General features: G+C 48.1%; 18 protein-coding genes. 12 read left to right on the forward strand and 6 right to left on the reverse strand.

Annotation, left to right across the window (positions count from 1 at the left end):
• The first annotated feature begins 40 nt into the window (after window positions 1-40).
• The 3 genes from ABC383_RS06165 to ABC383_RS06175 all read left to right on the forward strand — a co-directional run bounded on the left by ABC383_RS06165 (window position 41) and on the right by ABC383_RS06175 (window position 3,218).
• Window positions 41-1,243, forward strand: a complete 1,203-nt coding sequence (locus ABC383_RS06165; protein ID WP_413012485.1) for an MFS transporter — start codon at window positions 41-43, stop codon at window positions 1,241-1,243.
• A gap of 424 nt (window positions 1,244-1,667) precedes the next feature.
• Window positions 1,668-2,072: a surface-adhesin E family protein gene (locus ABC383_RS06170; RefSeq protein WP_413012486.1), complete on the forward strand. Its 405-nt coding sequence runs from the start codon at window positions 1,668-1,670 to the stop codon at window positions 2,070-2,072.
• A 123-nt stretch (window positions 2,073-2,195) separates the two neighbouring features.
• Entirely contained in the window at window positions 2,196-3,218 is a 1,023-nt protein-coding gene (locus tag ABC383_RS06175; RefSeq protein WP_413012487.1) for a COG3904 family protein, read from the forward strand.
• Between the two features lie 135 nt (window positions 3,219-3,353).
• Here ABC383_RS06175 and ABC383_RS06180 read toward each other — a convergent pair whose 3' ends face one another.
• From ABC383_RS06180 to ABC383_RS06195, 4 genes are read right to left on the reverse strand one after another with little or no spacing between them, the layout of a single operon-like run.
• Window positions 3,354-4,766, reverse strand: a complete 1,413-nt coding sequence (locus ABC383_RS06180) for a heavy metal sensor histidine kinase (RefSeq protein WP_413012488.1) — start codon at window positions 4,764-4,766, stop codon at window positions 3,354-3,356.
• Window positions 4,763-5,437, reverse strand: coding sequence for a heavy metal response regulator transcription factor (locus tag ABC383_RS06185; RefSeq protein ID WP_413012489.1), 675 nt, complete (start codon window positions 5,435-5,437; stop codon window positions 4,763-4,765). The genes ABC383_RS06180 and ABC383_RS06185 overlap by 4 nt, the downstream gene beginning before the upstream one ends.
• A 53-nt stretch (window positions 5,438-5,490) precedes the next feature.
• A complete protein-coding gene (gene fdx / locus ABC383_RS06190; protein ID WP_413012490.1) occupies window positions 5,491-5,829 on the reverse strand; it encodes an ISC system 2Fe-2S type ferredoxin in 339 nt (112 codons plus the stop codon).
• A 48-nt stretch (window positions 5,830-5,877) separates the two neighbouring features.
• Window positions 5,878-6,084, reverse strand: a complete 207-nt coding sequence (locus ABC383_RS06195) for a heavy-metal-associated domain-containing protein (protein WP_413012491.1) — start codon at window positions 6,082-6,084, stop codon at window positions 5,878-5,880.
• Window positions 6,085-6,384: 300 nt separating this feature from the next.
• Here ABC383_RS06195 and ABC383_RS06200 point away from each other — a divergent pair, with 300 nt between their 5' ends.
• From ABC383_RS06200 to ABC383_RS06215, 4 genes are all read left to right on the forward strand, one after another.
• Window positions 6,385-6,753 (forward strand): copper resistance CopC family protein, encoded by a 369-nt coding sequence (locus ABC383_RS06200; RefSeq protein WP_413012492.1) that lies wholly within the window; start codon window positions 6,385-6,387, stop codon window positions 6,751-6,753.
• A 66-nt stretch (window positions 6,754-6,819) separates the two neighbouring features.
• The gene (locus ABC383_RS06205) at window positions 6,820-7,689 is read left to right on the forward strand and encodes a copper resistance D family protein (protein WP_413012493.1); all 870 of its coding nucleotides are present in this window, start codon (window positions 6,820-6,822) and stop codon (window positions 7,687-7,689) included.
• Between the two features lie 329 nt (window positions 7,690-8,018).
• Window positions 8,019-9,104, forward strand: coding sequence for a hypothetical protein (locus ABC383_RS06210; protein WP_413012494.1), 1,086 nt, complete (start codon window positions 8,019-8,021; stop codon window positions 9,102-9,104).
• Between the two features lie 62 nt (window positions 9,105-9,166).
• Window positions 9,167-9,793: a hypothetical protein gene (locus tag ABC383_RS06215; RefSeq protein WP_413012495.1), complete on the forward strand. Its 627-nt coding sequence runs from the start codon at window positions 9,167-9,169 to the stop codon at window positions 9,791-9,793.
• Between the two features lie 142 nt (window positions 9,794-9,935).
• On the opposite strand, the gene ABC383_RS06220 is transcribed toward ABC383_RS06215, so the two are convergent.
• A complete protein-coding gene (locus tag ABC383_RS06220) occupies window positions 9,936-10,838 on the reverse strand; it encodes a hypothetical protein (RefSeq protein WP_413012496.1) in 903 nt (300 codons plus the stop codon).
• Window positions 10,839-11,064: 226 nt separating this feature from the next.
• Here ABC383_RS06220 and ABC383_RS06225 point away from each other — a divergent pair, with 226 nt between their 5' ends.
• From ABC383_RS06225 to ABC383_RS06245, 5 genes are all read left to right on the forward strand, one after another.
• The gene (locus ABC383_RS06225; protein WP_413012497.1) at window positions 11,065-11,661 is read left to right on the forward strand and encodes a heavy metal-responsive transcriptional regulator; all 597 of its coding nucleotides are present in this window, start codon (window positions 11,065-11,067) and stop codon (window positions 11,659-11,661) included.
• The gene (locus ABC383_RS06230; RefSeq protein ID WP_413012498.1) at window positions 11,658-11,930 is read left to right on the forward strand and encodes a glutaredoxin family protein; all 273 of its coding nucleotides are present in this window, start codon (window positions 11,658-11,660) and stop codon (window positions 11,928-11,930) included. The genes ABC383_RS06225 and ABC383_RS06230 overlap by 4 nt, the downstream gene beginning before the upstream one ends.
• Window positions 11,920-12,615, forward strand: coding sequence for a cytochrome c biogenesis CcdA family protein (locus tag ABC383_RS06235; RefSeq protein ID WP_413012499.1), 696 nt, complete (start codon window positions 11,920-11,922; stop codon window positions 12,613-12,615). The genes ABC383_RS06230 and ABC383_RS06235 overlap by 11 nt, the downstream gene beginning before the upstream one ends.
• Window positions 12,616-12,878: 263 nt before the next feature.
• A complete protein-coding gene (locus ABC383_RS06240) occupies window positions 12,879-13,469 on the forward strand; it encodes a DUF4865 family protein (RefSeq protein WP_413012500.1) in 591 nt (196 codons plus the stop codon).
• Between the two features lie 101 nt (window positions 13,470-13,570).
• Window positions 13,571-14,785, forward strand: coding sequence for an ATP-grasp domain-containing protein (locus tag ABC383_RS06245; protein ID WP_413012501.1), 1,215 nt, complete (start codon window positions 13,571-13,573; stop codon window positions 14,783-14,785).
• 360 nt (window positions 14,786-15,145) lie between these two features.
• Here the strand turns inward: ABC383_RS06245 and ABC383_RS06250 are convergent, their stop codons facing one another.
• Window positions 15,146-15,352 carry a hypothetical protein gene (locus tag ABC383_RS06250; RefSeq protein WP_413012502.1) on the reverse strand — a complete coding sequence of 69 codons (207 nt, stop codon included), beginning with the start codon at window positions 15,350-15,352 and terminating at the stop codon, window positions 15,146-15,148.
• Window positions 15,353-15,665 lie beyond the last annotated feature (313 nt).

Genomic DNA, 15,665 nt, shown 5'->3' on the forward strand with positions numbered 1-15,665 from the left:
AGATTTCCAGTGCAAAGAGCCATAAAAACGAGGTGTCCGGATGGAGCACAACAAGAAGAACTGGCACCTGATTGGGAGTTTAGGATTTACGCTGATAGCGTCATACGGCTCGTTGCTATATGCCTTTTCTCTTCTCGCTCCGGAGATCCACCGCACCCTCGGTTGGCGAATGGAATTGGTATTCGGCGCTTTTTCGTGGGGCCTGCTGATTGCTGGCCTATCCTCTACGCCGACCGGATTGCTGATTGACCGTTTCGGCGGCCGGTTTGTCATGGCGGCCGGTTCTCTGACCTGCGGAGTTGGGCTCATCGGGCTTAGCCAGGTGCAGGCCCTGTGGCAATACTATGCAGCCTGGACAGTCCTTGGCGTCGGCATGGCGCTCGTGTTTTACGAGGCAGCCTTCGCTACCATCAATCGCGCCTGGACAACGGATGCCCGTAGCGGTATTTCGACTGTGACATTGATTGCCGGCTTTGCCAGCACGGTGTTTTGGCCGCTTACTTTGAAGCTCAATACAATACTGGGATGGCGTGATACCTACTTGGTCTACGGTGTCCTGCAACTGGTAGTTTGCTTGCCCTTGCATTACCTGCTGTCTGCGCCGCCAGTGAGGGCGTCGCAGCCTTCACATCCGGCTACCTCCCGAAACTATAGCCTGCGCGAGGTAGTGCGAGAGCCGCGCTTTTGGAAGCTGGCCTGTGCCTTTGCAACGAACAGCTTCATTTTTTCTGGTCTTGCAGTGCATCTGATTCCGCTGTTGCAAAAGATGGGGCATTCGATTGCAACGGTCGTGTTTTTTGCCGCATTCATTGGCCCCATGCAGGTTGCCGGACGGGTTGGTGAAATGGTCTTTGCCAGGAGCGCGGCACCAGAAGTGGTTGGCAAACTGACTTTTGCAATGCTGCCTGCCGCTTTGGCCGTATTGCTGTTTCTAGGTATAGAACAATGGGTAGTGGCCGCATTTTGCGGCTTGTATGGGCTGAGCAATGGCATCTTGACCATCGTACGCGGCACAGTGCCGCAGAAGCTCTTTGGCCGGGAAAACTACGGCGCGATTGCTGGTGCGTTAGCGGGTCCGACGTTGATGGCTCAAGCCGCAGGTCCTCTGGTCATTGCGGCGCTGGTGGAAGCTGAGTTTTCGTCCAAGGCAGTGTTCACAACGCTGCTTACGATTTCTTTGGCTTCTGCAAGCTTTTATTTCGTTGCTATTCGCAGGCAGATAGCGATTGAAAGGCCGGAATAAAAATCTGTTCCAATGGCCTGTTTGCCTCCCATAGCCGACGTTCATGACGAAAATCTGCAGCGACTGCATTGGGTCGGACTGCGACATACTTAATCTGTCACGTTCTGTCAGATTAAGTTGGAACAACTACATTTATAGCTACATGCCAGCACTGGCACAAGTTGAGATTCCACTTTGTGCAAGGGCATTCATACAGGATCATGATTCATCCTATTGCAACACTCCCCTAGCTTATCGTACGGATGTTCCGACGCCTTTCCCCTAGCTGGCATACTGAAGCTTTACGCCTTTATGCCCCATGTCCATCGCCCTGATTCAAATGGCGAAAAGACCATCTCTTCATTTTTTATTAAAAATGCAAGACTATTTGATTCCAATTTGATAGTATCCCAGTAAACTTCTTGCAATCACAACCTGAAGAAAAATGACCAAGATTTCAGCCATAGCGTTTACTGCGGCAATACTTGCTACACCATCGTATGCGTCAGAATGGATAAACCTAAATCCAAATTCGACTCAATCCTTTTTTGTTGACCGTGAAAGTATAGTTAAATCAGGGAAAAACAAAAAGGTGTGGACAATATTCAATCTAGATACCAAGGAAACGGTTCCAGGACATCCATACTTCGGGTATCTTTCCACGAAAAGCCTCTGGTATATTACTTGCGATGAACGTATGTTTGCGACGACCTCTTTATCATTTTATCCCCAGCATAACGCGCAAGGTGACGTTCTTACTACTATCACCAGAGCGCTCCCTGAAACAACTTTTAAAGAGGTTGAACCGGATACTGCGGCGGAAGCAGTAATAAGATTCGTGTGTTCCTAATTTTTGATGCGGAGTGATCGATTAAAAATATTGCCTGCAAATGTTGATATGAGTCAAATAAGAACTATACTTTTCATTGTGTGTTTTTGGCCTTGCATAGTTAACGCTGGATACACTGGGCCGATGAGGTTTGTACAATTTTGGCCATGCAGTGGAAACGCGTCTTTTTGTGCAGTACGGGTATTAGCAGAAGGTGTTATAGGTCGTGATAGCGCCAGAGACCTGGAAAATTTTTTAATCAAAGAAAGATCGAAGGACCAGTTCTTTCCCTTAAAACCTACCATCTGTTTTGACAGTCCTGGAGGTGATCTGCGAGGCGCATTAGAACTCGGGAAAATTATCCGAAAGCTGGGATTTGATACCTGCTTAGCGCCCAACTTTAGTAGAGTCGGGGACCGCCTGATTGCAGAGGAAGTTTTTGTGAAAAATGCGATATGTGCTTCAGCATGCACATTTTCGATGTTGGGTGGAGTAAACAGATTAATTGAACCAGGATCGCGTCTTGGCGTGCATCAGTTTTATGGCGCAAACGGTAATGTAGGCGACGGTCTCGCACAGAAAACTATGGTTTTCTTAGCGGCTTATATAGAAGAGATGGGGGTGAAAAGATCTTTGCTCGATACCGCTGCTCTTGTTCCGTCATCTCAAATGTATTGGTTATCCCCTCAAGAATTAGTAGATCTTGGCATAGATAACATGGTGACATCTAAATCTAGCTGGAAGCTAGAAGCTCTGAACGATGGCTCAGTCGTAGCGCTAATTACCCAAATTAAGCCTGGAACAAGAGCTAAAGTTTCGCTGATATTAGCCAAAGCAAATAACTCTCCTTCACTTGCAATATTTATCTCGCATTTATATGAGAATGCGTCTGATATAGATGATGCTCTCACCGCCCTTAACGACAGTGATGTAGTGTTGCGTGTAGACGATAAAGTTATTTCCAAAACCGATGGCAAATGGGTCAAGACTAAAAGCGGCGGGTTGTTTATCTCATTACCACTTTCAAATTATGCATTGCAAAAGATAAATACTGGCCAATTGCTCTATTTATATACTAATGTCGGACATGCAGTGGAACAATACGATGCCTCTCTTGATTTTCCTTTAACTGGCATAAAACGTCTAATTCCTGCCGTCATTAAGTAATGGCTTTGAATAGAATTAGAACGCCGGCAATTCCGCCCGTGAAGAGCCACACATCGATCCTTGACTGTAAGTTAGAGAAATCTATGCAATATGGCTGCGCTGACCTGCCCGGTCATGTCTTTGTGGTTACGCTCATTACACCTGTACAGCTTGGCGTACATGATGAATTGGAAATATCAAAGTAAAACATGTCTTACCATGCTCATTACTTTCCACTTCAACACTACCACGATGAAGTTTCATTATTGCTTTTACAATTGACAGCCCTAACCCGCTCCCTCCGGCTTCCCTCGCCCGAGAAAATTCGGTTCGATAAAAACGATCAAAAAGTCGAGCACGATGCTCAGCCGGAATCTGTTCTCCGTGATTGCTTACGGAAAAACGTACCGCTGACTGGTCAGATGTGATCTCCAGGCCGATCACGCTACCTGGAGCGCCATACCGGATCGCGTTCGATACAAGATTTGTAATGGCTCGTTGTACCAAGGATGCATCGACGGTGACGGTGGCGTTCCCAGAAATTTGAAAGGACATGCCGCGTTCTTCCGCAGGTAGCTCCATGAAGTCCGCAATTTCTTTCGCCAAGGTGGCGAAGTTCATTGGCTTTGCTGCCAAGACAAAACTGGTACTGTCCGCATGAGCGAGGAAAAGCATATCGGTCACGAGGCGATTTAAACGCTCGATCTCCTCTACGTTTTCTTCTAACACTTGGAGTAGCTCTTCCTGGGTACGTTGTTGTGACAGCGCGACCTGCGTGCGCCCAAGGAGAATCCCAAGCGGTGTTCTCATCTCATGGGCAAGGTCCCCGGAGAACTGCGATAGCCGCCTTATACCATCATCAAGGCGATCAAGCATCCCGTTGAACGCTTTCCCCAACGGCAGCAATTCGGAAGGAAGATGTTCAGGATTGATTCGTGCAGAAATATTTTTGGTGGACACTGCAACTGCTGCGTCTCGAAAGCGGTTAAGGGGCTTCAAACCGATATGGACGATTGCTAACGCGCCTAAGGAAACCAGGGCAAGCACAAAAGGCCCAGCAGTAAGCGCCGTAAGTAGAAATTTTTTGAGAATTTCATCGTCGGCCCGACGATCAGCAGTCAAGACCATCACATAGCTGTCCCCGTTTTTGGTGTTTCCAGTTGCAGAGACGGAAAGCATCTTGGTCCCCGTCTCGCGAGAACGCCACTCCAAAAAGGCGTCAGGAGCCCAGATTGCAGTTTTAAGCTGGTGAAGGGACTCCTTTCCGACGTTGCTGAAGGCGACCAGCGTTTCACCCTTGTTCCCTCTTTCCACTACCACGTGCATGCCTTCATGCCGTCCGAGCACCTCAGCCAACTGGTAAGCAGCGCCGCTAATCGCCGCACTGCTTTCCTGCCGATCGACAACTTGTGATACCTCTTTGAGCGTGTCCTCAAGCGAATGTCTTCTTTGCTCATCAAGCGAACGGGACATCGTGTTGTAGGAGAAAGCTAACACTGCGACTGCCTGGAATAGTCCAAGCATACCCACCAGCAGCGCTAGCTTGAGGGCGAGGCTGCGTACCCTCATGTCCGTTCTTCGAGGACGTACCCGACTCCACGCACTGTATTGATGAGCTTTACCTCGAAAGGATCGTCCACTTTTGCACGCAGGCGTCTGATGGCAACGTCAACTACGTTTGTGTCTGAGTCAAAATTGATATTCCAAACCAGAGAAGCAATTTTGGTTCGTGATAAGACCTCGCCGCTATGGCGCATCAACAGTGCAAGCAGCGCGAATTCTTTAGCAGACAAGTCAATGGGTTTCCCCGATCGGACCGCACGGTGCCTCACCGGATCAACCTGCAAATCAGCCACTTGCAGGGTCGTGTCTGGTGCGATTTGCTTGGTCCGTTTTAGTAACGTTCGTACTCTTGCAAGCAGTTCAGGAAACTCAAATGGTTTTACCAGGTAATCGTCGGCACCAAGGTCAAACCCCTTCACTTTATCATTCGTATTTCCTTTGGCGGTAAGCATCAGTACGGGCGTGCTTTTTGTCGTTCTGAGGGCTGAAAGTACCGCAAATCCGTCAAACCCCGGCAGCATGACATCGAGGAGAATCAAGTCGTGATCGCCATTCATGGCGCTGTGCAAACCGTCCGCACCCGTCGCGGCAACCTCGACTTGGTATCCCTGCTCAGTTAGCCCTTGTCGAAGATAAGCGGCAGCGCGGGTTTCGTCTTCTACAACCAAGATCTTCATATTCTGTTCTCTACGTTAGTGGCAGCCTGCTGACATACGCTACCCTGGCCGCCTCAAGCGTTTTCCTTGGCGTGGTTAATGGAATATTTTGGAATCTCTACGACAAGGTCGTCTGCGCTAACAATAGCCTGACAAGACAGCCGAGACTGCGCTTGTAGCCCCCAAGCCATGTCGAGCATATCTTCTTCGTTTTCGTTTGGGGCATTCAGTGAATCGAATCCCTTCTTGATGATGACGTGGCAAGTAGTGCAAGCACCCACCTTGCCGCAAGCATGTTCAATGTCCACACCGTGATCGAGCAACGCGTCGCAGACAGACGCTGCGCTGTCGACCTGAAACGAAGCGCCGTCAGGTACATACTCTGGGTGTGGCAAGACGGTTACAGTAGGCATCCAGAATCCCTCATGAAATGGAGCAGCCAAAGTGACTGCTCCGACCTTTCAGGCAACGATGCTTGCAGTAACTGGGTAACCAGCTTCTGAAATCGCGGAAGTAACTGCTTCCAACGGGGCGGTTGTATCGATACGGACCTTCTTGGCTTTCAGGTCGACCTCAACTTTTGCTGCGCTATCCACTGTTTGCACCGAGCGTGTCACTCCCCGGACGCATCCGCCGCAGGTCATTCTCTCAACTTGCAATTCGTACATGGTAAAGCCTCCTTGTATGATCGAAGCATCACTTTAGACCTTCCAGCGGTTGGAAGGTCAAGACCTTTGCGCAAACAAAAGGAAAAAAGCTTTTCCCAAAAGTTCTTTTTCTTTTTAAATGTACAAGATGAAAACAGTGAAGTTAACTACGGGGTAAATTTTTTGCCGAAACCACGATCTGAGCAATCTTAGATGTAGGCTTTGGATTCTAATCTTGCATTCTTTTACTCTAAAATTGCAAGAATACCGCATTAAATTGCGGCTAATCCAAACAACGACGTTTAAGGAACAAGGGCAAATATGTTTAGTCTCAAAGTGGTTTTCTCTGTCCTACTGATCGCATCGGCTGCAGCCGTAAGCGGCTCCGCTTTCGCACATGCAGCCATCAAAGAATCATCGCCTCCGGCTAGGGCTACACTTGACACCCCTCCTAAAGAGGTTGTATTGGTATTTAATGAAAAACTAGAAGGCGCATTCAGTTCGATCAAGATACTTGACAAAGCCGGCAAGGAAGTCGTTACTTCGAAGGCACGGGTTGACGCGTCGGATCCGACCAAACTACATCTTGATGTTCCAACACTTGGATCTGGCATATATACGGTGCGTTGGACTGCAGTAGGACCGGATGGGCATCCGCGTAAGGGCGACTACACTTTTACGGTCAACTAAATGCCGCTTACGTCAGTGCTTCATTGGGCAGCGATCTCGTTACTGAACGGGAGCCTTGCGTGGCTCGTGGGAGCGCTTTTTGTTCGTATGTGGATCTCTGGGTCCGAAGGGACCTGGACAGACAGCGTTCTGCGCCGGCTCGATTTTAGCTTTTTTGTTGCGTGCATCATCTGTGGAGTTGGCAGCATTGCTAATCTTTGGATCGCTGCCGCTGCGATGGGTGACGTGCCGCTTTCCGATGCTTCGGAGGCCTTTCAGACAATGCTTACCTCGACCAGCTATGGTCGACTTGGGCTTTATGGGCTGGTCTTACTGACTGCCCTCGCATTGTTTTACGCTTTCTACAGCAACCCCAGGAATCGCCAAGCACAAACTTGGTTGATTGGGTTATTGCTCGGAGCATTCATGTTCACCCGAGCAGCCAGTAGCCATGCAGCCGAAGGTGGCGTTTTCCGCTTGGCGGTTGCCATTGACTGGCTTCACATCGCATTCATGGCATGCTGGGTCGGAATCGTGCTGGTTTCAGGATTCGTTGCCCTACCCCGTGCACAGCTTCGTCCTCTGCCTGATCGGCACGTTACGCAGCGTTTTTTGTTATCACTGTCGACAACTGCCACAGTTGCACTGATCGGCATTCTGGCCACCGGGGTTTATAACGCCTACCATGGACTTCGCAATTTGGAAGATCTTGTTTCGACCACATGGGGACAAGCTCTGACTATGAAGTTATGCCTGATTGCGGTTGCAGTTGCTCTTGGTGGTTACAACCGGTTTGCGGGTTTCCCCGCAGTCCTTGACGAAACGGATAAGGAGCAATTCCTAAAGGCCGGAATGGAGCGGTTAAAAACGGTGCTATACGTCGAGGCCGCCCTTCTCGTTGGGGCCGTAGTTGCCGCTGCTGTTCTCGCAAGCGAGGTAGCCCCTACAGTGTCGTAAATTAGCACCCCGCTGCCAAGTGACATTAGGTCTATTCCTCTTGCGGAGCGGCAGCAAAGCACACCGTACAAAGAAGGAGGCCTTTCGATCACCTCCTTTTTCTCTTAATCTCTGCATCGCTATAAACTTCCAATAGGATTTCCGCTATTATCCGCTGATGCTACCAATGCAAAAAGCGAAGCAATGCCTATATCGAGTACAAACAAACAGCATATTCAGTACCAAATTAGTCACCATGGTTGGGCACCCCTTGGCTCTTCGACGTAGATCAACCCAAGAATAAAACGGCAAAGATGCAGCACAACGCAATCAAGCTTTTGTCGAGTCACTTGCATCGCATCAAAGAGGACCACACAGGTAGGCTACTACTGGCCGGGAACAATGCGCTTACGTTATTTGACCCGTCACGAAAAAATACTTTCAAAACGTCCTTAATTGCTTGCATGGAGGCAATAACACAAGAACTGTCTGAATATTGTACACAGATCCTCGGCGAAGCTGTTTCCATAGTGGAACATCTTATGTTGCCACTGTCCGATGAAGCGAAAGCGCAAGTTTTGGAGTTGGCGAGTCATTTTTTAGACGACGCACTTTATTTAAAGCGTCTGGATATTCAAATCGAAGGGATGGTGCGTAAAGGCAATCGGTGCGGTATCAAAGTTGAAGAATGGGACATTCGCATCGACGTTGAACGTTCCTTATATCAAATCAATACAATGAATTTGATTCGCAGGCGACTGGTTCAGCTTTCAGATGACTTAGAACTTATGAGACTCCGATTTTGGCGTACATCTTCGGTGCCACTTTCAACTATAGGAGAAGTAAAAGTGCCCTTTTCTGAATTAATGAATGACACGATTGACATATTGAAATCTGACGGTACTGAAGTGGCAGGGCGTAAGGCAAGTGTACAGAAAAACAAGATATTTATGGAGGCCGATGGGTTATTAATTGAGCCTGGCGACTTGATCCTACGTCGAATGTCTAATGGAGCCAAAGAAACTTACCGAGTGATTGATCCTGGTTTCCATGAAGATTTTCACCAGATCAAGGCCCATTATCAGATGGACGTGCATAAGCTTGGCATGCCAGAAGCCAAAAGTGCAGTCCAGAATATTACATATAACGTTAGCGGCAATAACACTCGCATTAATCAAAACTCAATTGATAATTCCACCAATGTTGTCCATATCGACAATCGTGCCTTGCAACACATTGAAGCTCTAAGGCAAGAGTTAAAGCAAGTAGATTTACCGGAACCGGATAGAGCAGCAGCTTTTGAAATAGTTGATGAAGTTGAGGAAGCCTTTCGTAGTGGCAAACCAAAGAAAACAATCGTGTCAGCCCTACTTAGCTCATTACCAAATGTTGCCAATATTGCAACCATAGTATCGGCTATTGCAAGTTGTCTGTAGAACACAATAGCGCTAAAGGGGCAGTCACATAAATCTTCTATTAGCCACCAGAAATCTTAACCATGAAATTTCAACACCCAATCACGCCAGCCGACATAAGTGAGCCAATCCTGTCGCTCTGCCATGAGATTGTTCCGAACTCGACCCCAGAGTACGTTGACGTTCTGCCATTATTAGGCGCTCCCGCTAATGAATGTTTTGTGCTTGTGGAAGACCAGGCACGCAACGCAGGTGGCGAGTCAGTCATTGGCTGGGCTCTGTGGGAACTACCCGGCCTTTTCATAGAAGCTGAGTTTCATGCCGTGTGGCGAAATCCCGATGGTGAAATGGTCGATATATCGCCAAAAACAAGACAAACGCAACGCATCCTATTTCTTCCAGATCCGTCAGCCAGATATGACGGTCGCCAAGTCAACAACCTTCGACATGCGATTAGCCGGGATCCAGACGTTTCAGCTTATCTTCAGGCGTTCGATGACGAGTTTGAATTTTTGAACCGGGGCGAACGTGCGCTACAACATGGCGAACTCCGGCTAAATGACCGGGACGCTATAGAGTATGGAAATATAGAACGAAGGCTTGAAACACTACACATGCGCCTGTTACCACGATTTCCTTCTTTTGGTCCCTACACTGCCTGCTGGTGCGGTAGCGGTAAAAAATTAAAATGGTGTCACAAATCGGTTTGAGAAACAACGCGACTATATGTGTTAACCAATAACAGTGTCCAAACGGTTGGCAAGGCGCTTGAGTTAATTATTGCAAAAGAAGATGTTATTACATTTATTATCCCCGATACTATTCCCACGGCCTTCCAGCACAACGATTGTTTTAGGAGGAAAAGAAAATAGACCGTTCTTCCGTAGTATGAAGATTGTGAGTGGCGATGTGGGAGGGTTTAGACGGCACAAGTTCTGACCTCAAATTCCATGGCAAATCGTCAAAATTGATCTCAGCGATAACTGCAGAGAAATCTTTGGAGTAGCAGTCCTTTAACACTTTCATATTTGTTGAAGGAAAGCTGTCTTTGAATTCCTTATTATACCGTGGCTGGAAGTATCGGATTAGCGACGCTTCATACAACGCTACCCGTTCTTTTTCCGTTGTGCCAAATAACTTATCTATGCCTGCTCTGATCCGCTCATTGCCAGCTTTCTGGTTTTGTGCGAATGGATTCATTACAGTGACTAATCCTGTCGCAGGAAGTATCTCAAGCAGCAGAAGTGTCAAGGAACTTCCGTGTGAAATACCATTTAAAGCAATTTTCTGCAAAGTTTCGTGTTTCTTCAAACGATCAAGTGCGGATCTTTCTCCTGCGGAACCGAAAGCCTGACCGATATACAGTACATTGAAATGTACCGGGATCTTTCTCCTGACTGCCATAGCAATGTCCAAATCTTCAATGGCGAATTCTCGGCCTTCTGGACTCACAAAGCGGAATCTATCGTTCTCCTCCATTACGTTTGCGCCTTCAGGCAATTCGAAATTTAGCTCAACCATATCACTTCCGACGGTCACGTAAAACTTTGCAGAGCATCCATCTTGTTGCACATCCTTAAGTGCTATTGTTGGAGTTTCACCAATGACGTATATATGGCACTTCTTGGTGACTTCAGCGAATTCCTTTAGGCGTTCGGCGTCATAAATACCAACTGCCGGGAGGATAACAAAGCTATGTGCGTACATTAGCAACGCGTGCTCGACATCGAACAGCTTTTTCTTTGCATCAAGCATATTATTGGCATTTAGTGAATGACGAAGCGAGTGTATATCAATATGTTCAGTGAGTCGATCCACCGGGCAGTATTTAGAAAGTCCATCCAAACATTAGTGAGACCTTGCTATTGACGTCGCTATTCTATTTTCTTAAGACGTTGCATTGTAAAGGTTGCGTTTGTCGACTGCTCTGCTGCGATTTTAGACAACTTGGTCACTGATTTTCCTGGCCACTGCCTGCTAATTGGAATTGCTGGTTGCAGATTGGCTGAAGTTTTCGGATGTCTTGGCTATGCTTGCCGACAGCGTCGTGGATTACGGCTCAGCTACACATTTAAATATGCCTGAAGCTAGATTGAAAATAGTCCTTGACTTTGGAGTCCACTCCAAGGTTTACACTATGGTTTTAGCAGAGCAAGCGCGTATGTTGACCATTGGAAAACTTGCTGCCATCGCAGAAATTTCGACAGACTCTCTTCGGTATTACGAAAGAGAGGGATTGGTACGCCCTGCATCACTAACGCGAGCCGGCTATAGGCTATATGGAGAAGATTCAGCGCAACGTATTCAGTTCATCAAACATGCGCAAGCCTGCGGTTTTACGCTGGCCGAAATTCGTGAGCTGTTAGAACTACGTGAGCACACAACAGCCTGCTGTAGCGATGTGCGCCGACTAGCCGTTGAAAAAAAGCTTCAAATTGAGGCGCGCATCAAGGCGCTGAAAACCATGTCAAAAGCACTCGACATTATGATTAGCAACTGCGCTGGTGACGCTATCCCGGTGGGCGAGTGTGCCATTTTGGCCGCCCTCGAAGAAGCCAAAAGTGGAAAAAAACCATGATCGTTGAACTGTTTTTTACTGAGGGATGCCGCAAGTGCGCAGCGGCACGCGATGAGTTGAAAGCTGCCGCCGAACGCAGCGCACCGGGCGTCTCCTGGCGAGAAGTCAACGCCCTAAAGGAACTCGACTATGCTGTCGAGCTTGGGATTTTAACGTTGCCCGCATTGGCAATTGATAAAGAGGTCGTATTCGCTTCGTTGCCTACCCCGGCCCAACTGGCAAAAGCACTACAACAGCGGCTTGAGCACGAACCGTTTCATGGACATTGACTCGCTGCGTCAGAGTATTGAGCAAGCAGGATACGCTTCTGCCGGCATAGGCTTGCTGGCCGGATTAGCCTTCAGTATCAACCCGGTCGCCATCGCTGCAATTCCAGTGTCGCTTGCATATGTCACAAGAGCAAGGGAAAAACGGACTGCACTTCTTTTTGGCGGCATGTTCATTACTGGTTTGATCGTTACTCATATTGCCCTTGGCGTGATTGCCGGATATGGGGGACGCTGGGTAATAAATCTTCTTGGCCGCTACTGGGGCATAGTCTTGGGGCCGCTACTGATTTTCCTCGGACTGATCTGGGCTGGATGGGTACGCGTCCCCCTTCCCGCTGCGTCTTTCCGGGGAAAATCTGCAACAGGTCCTTGGGGAGCTTTCGTCTTGGGAATTCCCTTTGCAGTGGCAGTCTGCCCAGTGTGCACGCCTGTCCTGATTGTTATGCTTGGTATCGTCGCTGGTATTGGCTCTCCGCTGCTAGGTGCCATTCTTCTGCTCGGATTTGCAATTGGTCGCTCCATCCCAATCGCTTTAGGTGCCTGGGCCGTGCAACTGCTCGATAAATTTTTAATATTTTCTAAGTATCAACATGCGCTGGACGTTGCAGGTGGGCTGCTGTTAGTAGGGTCCGGGCTATACCTTTTAAATGCCGTGTTTTTTCTTGTGCCAGCTTTGGCGGCATAGCTTTATACCGTGAACCAACACTATGAAACGTACCGGTTATCCTGGTAAGACAGACACACGGACCTTGAACCAGGAGGTGTTAGAAGTATTCGACCATGCTTGCGATCAAGGTGATTTAGAGGTTGCGGAGCATTTGCTCCGAGCGCTTGAGATTTTTGCTCTCCGAAGCGGTGACGACGGCAATCTGGATGCCGTCTACATAGCACTGGCCCAGACCCTACTTGGAAAACACTGAGGCAAACAGATAATTTAAGGAACAGCATATGTTAGCGATGCAATACATATTTACCTATCCCGATGATTATGACATGACCACAATTCGAGCACGCGTTATGGAGCGAGGTGCTCAGTTTGACAAACTTGAAGGACTGTTTGAAAAAGCGTTTCTTATTTCGGAAAAGGGAAAAGGCGCAGTACAGCAGAACACTTACGCCCCTTTTTACATTTGGAACTATCCGCAGGCGATGACCGCATTTATCGCGAGTGATAAATTCTCAGCACTAACGCAGGCATTTGGGCGTCCGACGATCAAATCTTGGATACCCGTGTATTTTTCCACGGGTTTGGCTAAAACGGCCACTCCACTGCTTGCTACCAAGGAAACGGTAAGCGTGCCTGCAGATGCAGAATTTGCGGAAGTTCGTCGTATCGAGTATGCCCAGCACCGCCGGTGGACTGAACTTCCAAACCATCACTCTAGCTACATTGGACTTGATCCTGCAACATGGGAAATCATTCGGTTTGCACTATGGACGGCGCTACCAGATGCACTACCGGTGGATGCACAGATTTACCAAGTGTTGCATTTGTCTGCTCCGGCTCTCGATTTCTCGGCCTACAAGTCAATATGCTAGCTAATTGTGAAGTAGCGTCTGACTCTACTCCCTCTGCCGTCGACCAACTCAATAAAAGTTGTTTTTGTGGGGGCGTCGATCGTGATGCACTAATCCGAGAATTGAAAGATAATGCCTTCACGCCCGATGCATTGGAAAAGCTTCAGGAAGACCGGCCAGGCCTTTTTTCGGCCCACCCTGTTTTTGTAAATTCAAGCGATGTTAAAAAGATGACGGCCATCATCGGGGCTGTCGAGCATGTCGTCGGCGTGCCTGCATACCGCCAGCATGTACTCAGTGATGCGCCAGAAATTGCACACCATAAGGCGAAGGCCCAAGGTGTTTTCTTCGGCTACGACTTTCATCTGGCAGCGGATGGACCAAAACTTATCGAAATCAATACGAATGCGGGTGGAGCACTTTTAAATAGCGCTCTCATAAGAGCCCAGCGTGCATTGTGTACGCCAGTGCAAACGATGGTACCGCCGCTGCCTCAGCGCCGTTTTTCCGACCAAGCGTTCGTTGACATGTTCTTATGCGAGTGGGATCTCGCTTCTCGGAATTTTCCACTTCGAACGGTTGCCATCGTCGACAACAATCCAGTACAGCAGTATTTGTATCCTGAATTTCTGTTGTTTCAGGGTTTGCTGGAGAAGTATGGCATCAGCGTCGTAATTGCCGATTTAAAAGAACTAGAGTTCAAAAACGGAATAGTTGTCTGCCGAGGTAAACGGCTTGATCTCGTTTATAACCGCCTGACTGACTTTTACTTTGATGAGCCGGAGTGCACTGTCCTGCGCGACGCTTATTTTGCTGACGCCTTAGTGGTAACGCCGCACCCTCGTGCACATGCGCTGTACGCCAACAAACGCAATCTCGCAATTCTTTCCGACCCAGATTCTTTACGTTCGTTTGGTATCGCGGCTTCTTGGATCGATATTCTTGCAACGGGTATTCCGAAAACTGAAACTGTAACACCCGGTAATGCGAGCCGTCTCTGGCAGGCGCGTCGCAAACTATTTTTCAAACCGGTTTCAGGGTTCGCAGGCAAGGCCGTTTATCGCGGCGACAAACTTACCAAACGTGCTTGGAACGATATTTTGGCTGGCGATTACGTTGCTCAACATTTTGTTTCGCCGAGCGAGAGGCACATAAATTATGGCGACGCAAACGGTCCATTTAAAGTAGATATCCGCAATTATGTATATCAAGGACGCGTTCAGTTACTCGCTGCTCGCACGTATCAAGGCCAGACAACTAACTTCCGTACGTCGGGTGGGGGTTTTGCATCAGTGGTTTCAATACCGCAAAGCCAAAGCAAGGTAACAACGCCATGAATTTATGGGTAGAGTGCTAAACGAAATTGCTACCAACCTTCAGATGCCTACGAGCGTGGAAGACTCCCGAACTTCTTGGAGCGCCCTGACCAGTTCACCCACTGACCTGGTACATGTATACGCAGTCTCAGCCTGTGATACCAATCACAGCTCATAACGATCCAGAGGATAAGGAAAAGCTAGCCCAACTACGGTGTTCTTCGATTCGTTCAACCTTGGGATGGGTATGAGGCCAAAGGCCGACTCATACAGCTAAAATGGAAGGTTCTGATCGTCCCAGGACACTGGCGCGGCTGGATTGCCTGCCCGCTCCCTCCGATTACCGAAGCTGGCTGGTAAGAGTGACTTTTGTCATTTAGGCTAAGATTGTTCAGCCTGGTGAGGAACCAGAGAGTGAGAAAAATAAAGCTCTACCGCTTTTTCCAAGGAAAAATGATTGCCTTCGCCGATTCTAAAAAGAAAGTCTTCTTCCTGCTTGCTGAGTACAGGCACAGCACGCTGCGAACGACTCTGGCCATTCAAAGAACTGGGCTGCTTATTAATTTTCGAGAAGTAAAAGTAATTCATCGTTTCTGCTTTTAACTAAGAAATTATCATGGAAATCATTCAAGAACCATTTGTATGAAGCCCCAATACCGGGAAACCATTCCCAAGAGCAAACCTCGTTGAGCACTTCCTTTATAAGGCACATATGTACCTCCAAAAGTTACCATGCCCGCCTTGGGATTTAGCTACTGCTTTGCAAGCCCCTTTATAGTCAGCAAATGGCCATATCTAATTATGGCAGATAAGCAACCACTTTTCGGTAAAAACGATTTCCCCGGCGATTTATATAAAAATAACAGATGTTTCCCGTGCTCAGCCGAATTCTATTACGTTT

This window comes from Noviherbaspirillum phoenicis (assembly GCF_047237965.1).
In the GTDB taxonomy this organism is placed as follows: domain Bacteria; phylum Pseudomonadota; class Gammaproteobacteria; order Burkholderiales; family Burkholderiaceae_D; genus Noviherbaspirillum_A.

Excerpts from the sequence above, each read along its gene's own strand:
- ABC383_RS06170 (WP_413012486.1), top strand. The coding sequence starts at position 1,668 with ATGACCAAGATTTCAGCCATAGCGTTTACTGCGGCAATACTTGCTACA.
- ABC383_RS06240 (WP_413012500.1), top strand. The coding sequence starts at position 12,879 with ATGTTAGCGATGCAATACATATTTACCTATCCCGATGATTATGACATG.
- ABC383_RS06175 (WP_413012487.1), top strand. The coding sequence starts at position 2,196 with ATGAGGTTTGTACAATTTTGGCCATGCAGTGGAAACGCGTCTTTTTGT.
- ABC383_RS06195 (WP_413012491.1), bottom strand. The coding sequence starts at position 6,084 with ATGTACGAATTGCAAGTTGAGAGAATGACCTGCGGCGGATGCGTCCGG.
- ABC383_RS06200 (WP_413012492.1), top strand. The coding sequence starts at position 6,385 with ATGTTTAGTCTCAAAGTGGTTTTCTCTGTCCTACTGATCGCATCGGCT.
- ABC383_RS06235 (WP_413012499.1), top strand. The coding sequence starts at position 11,920 with ATGGACATTGACTCGCTGCGTCAGAGTATTGAGCAAGCAGGATACGCT.
- ABC383_RS06250 (WP_413012502.1), bottom strand. The coding sequence starts at position 15,352 with ATGAATTACTTTTACTTCTCGAAAATTAATAAGCAGCCCAGTTCTTTG.
- ABC383_RS06215 (WP_413012495.1), top strand. The coding sequence starts at position 9,167 with ATGAAATTTCAACACCCAATCACGCCAGCCGACATAAGTGAGCCAATC.
- ABC383_RS06165 (WP_413012485.1), top strand. The coding sequence starts at position 41 with ATGGAGCACAACAAGAAGAACTGGCACCTGATTGGGAGTTTAGGATTT.
- ABC383_RS06185 (WP_413012489.1), bottom strand. The coding sequence starts at position 5,437 with ATGAAGATCTTGGTTGTAGAAGACGAAACCCGCGCTGCCGCTTATCTT.
- ABC383_RS06220 (WP_413012496.1), bottom strand. The coding sequence starts at position 10,838 with ATGCTTGATGCAAAGAAAAAGCTGTTCGATGTCGAGCACGCGTTGCTA.
- ABC383_RS06180 (WP_413012488.1), bottom strand. The coding sequence starts at position 4,766 with ATGAGGGTACGCAGCCTCGCCCTCAAGCTAGCGCTGCTGGTGGGTATG.
- fdx (WP_413012490.1), bottom strand. The coding sequence starts at position 5,829 with ATGCCTACTGTAACCGTCTTGCCACACCCAGAGTATGTACCTGACGGC.
- ABC383_RS06230 (WP_413012498.1), top strand. The coding sequence starts at position 11,658 with ATGATCGTTGAACTGTTTTTTACTGAGGGATGCCGCAAGTGCGCAGCG.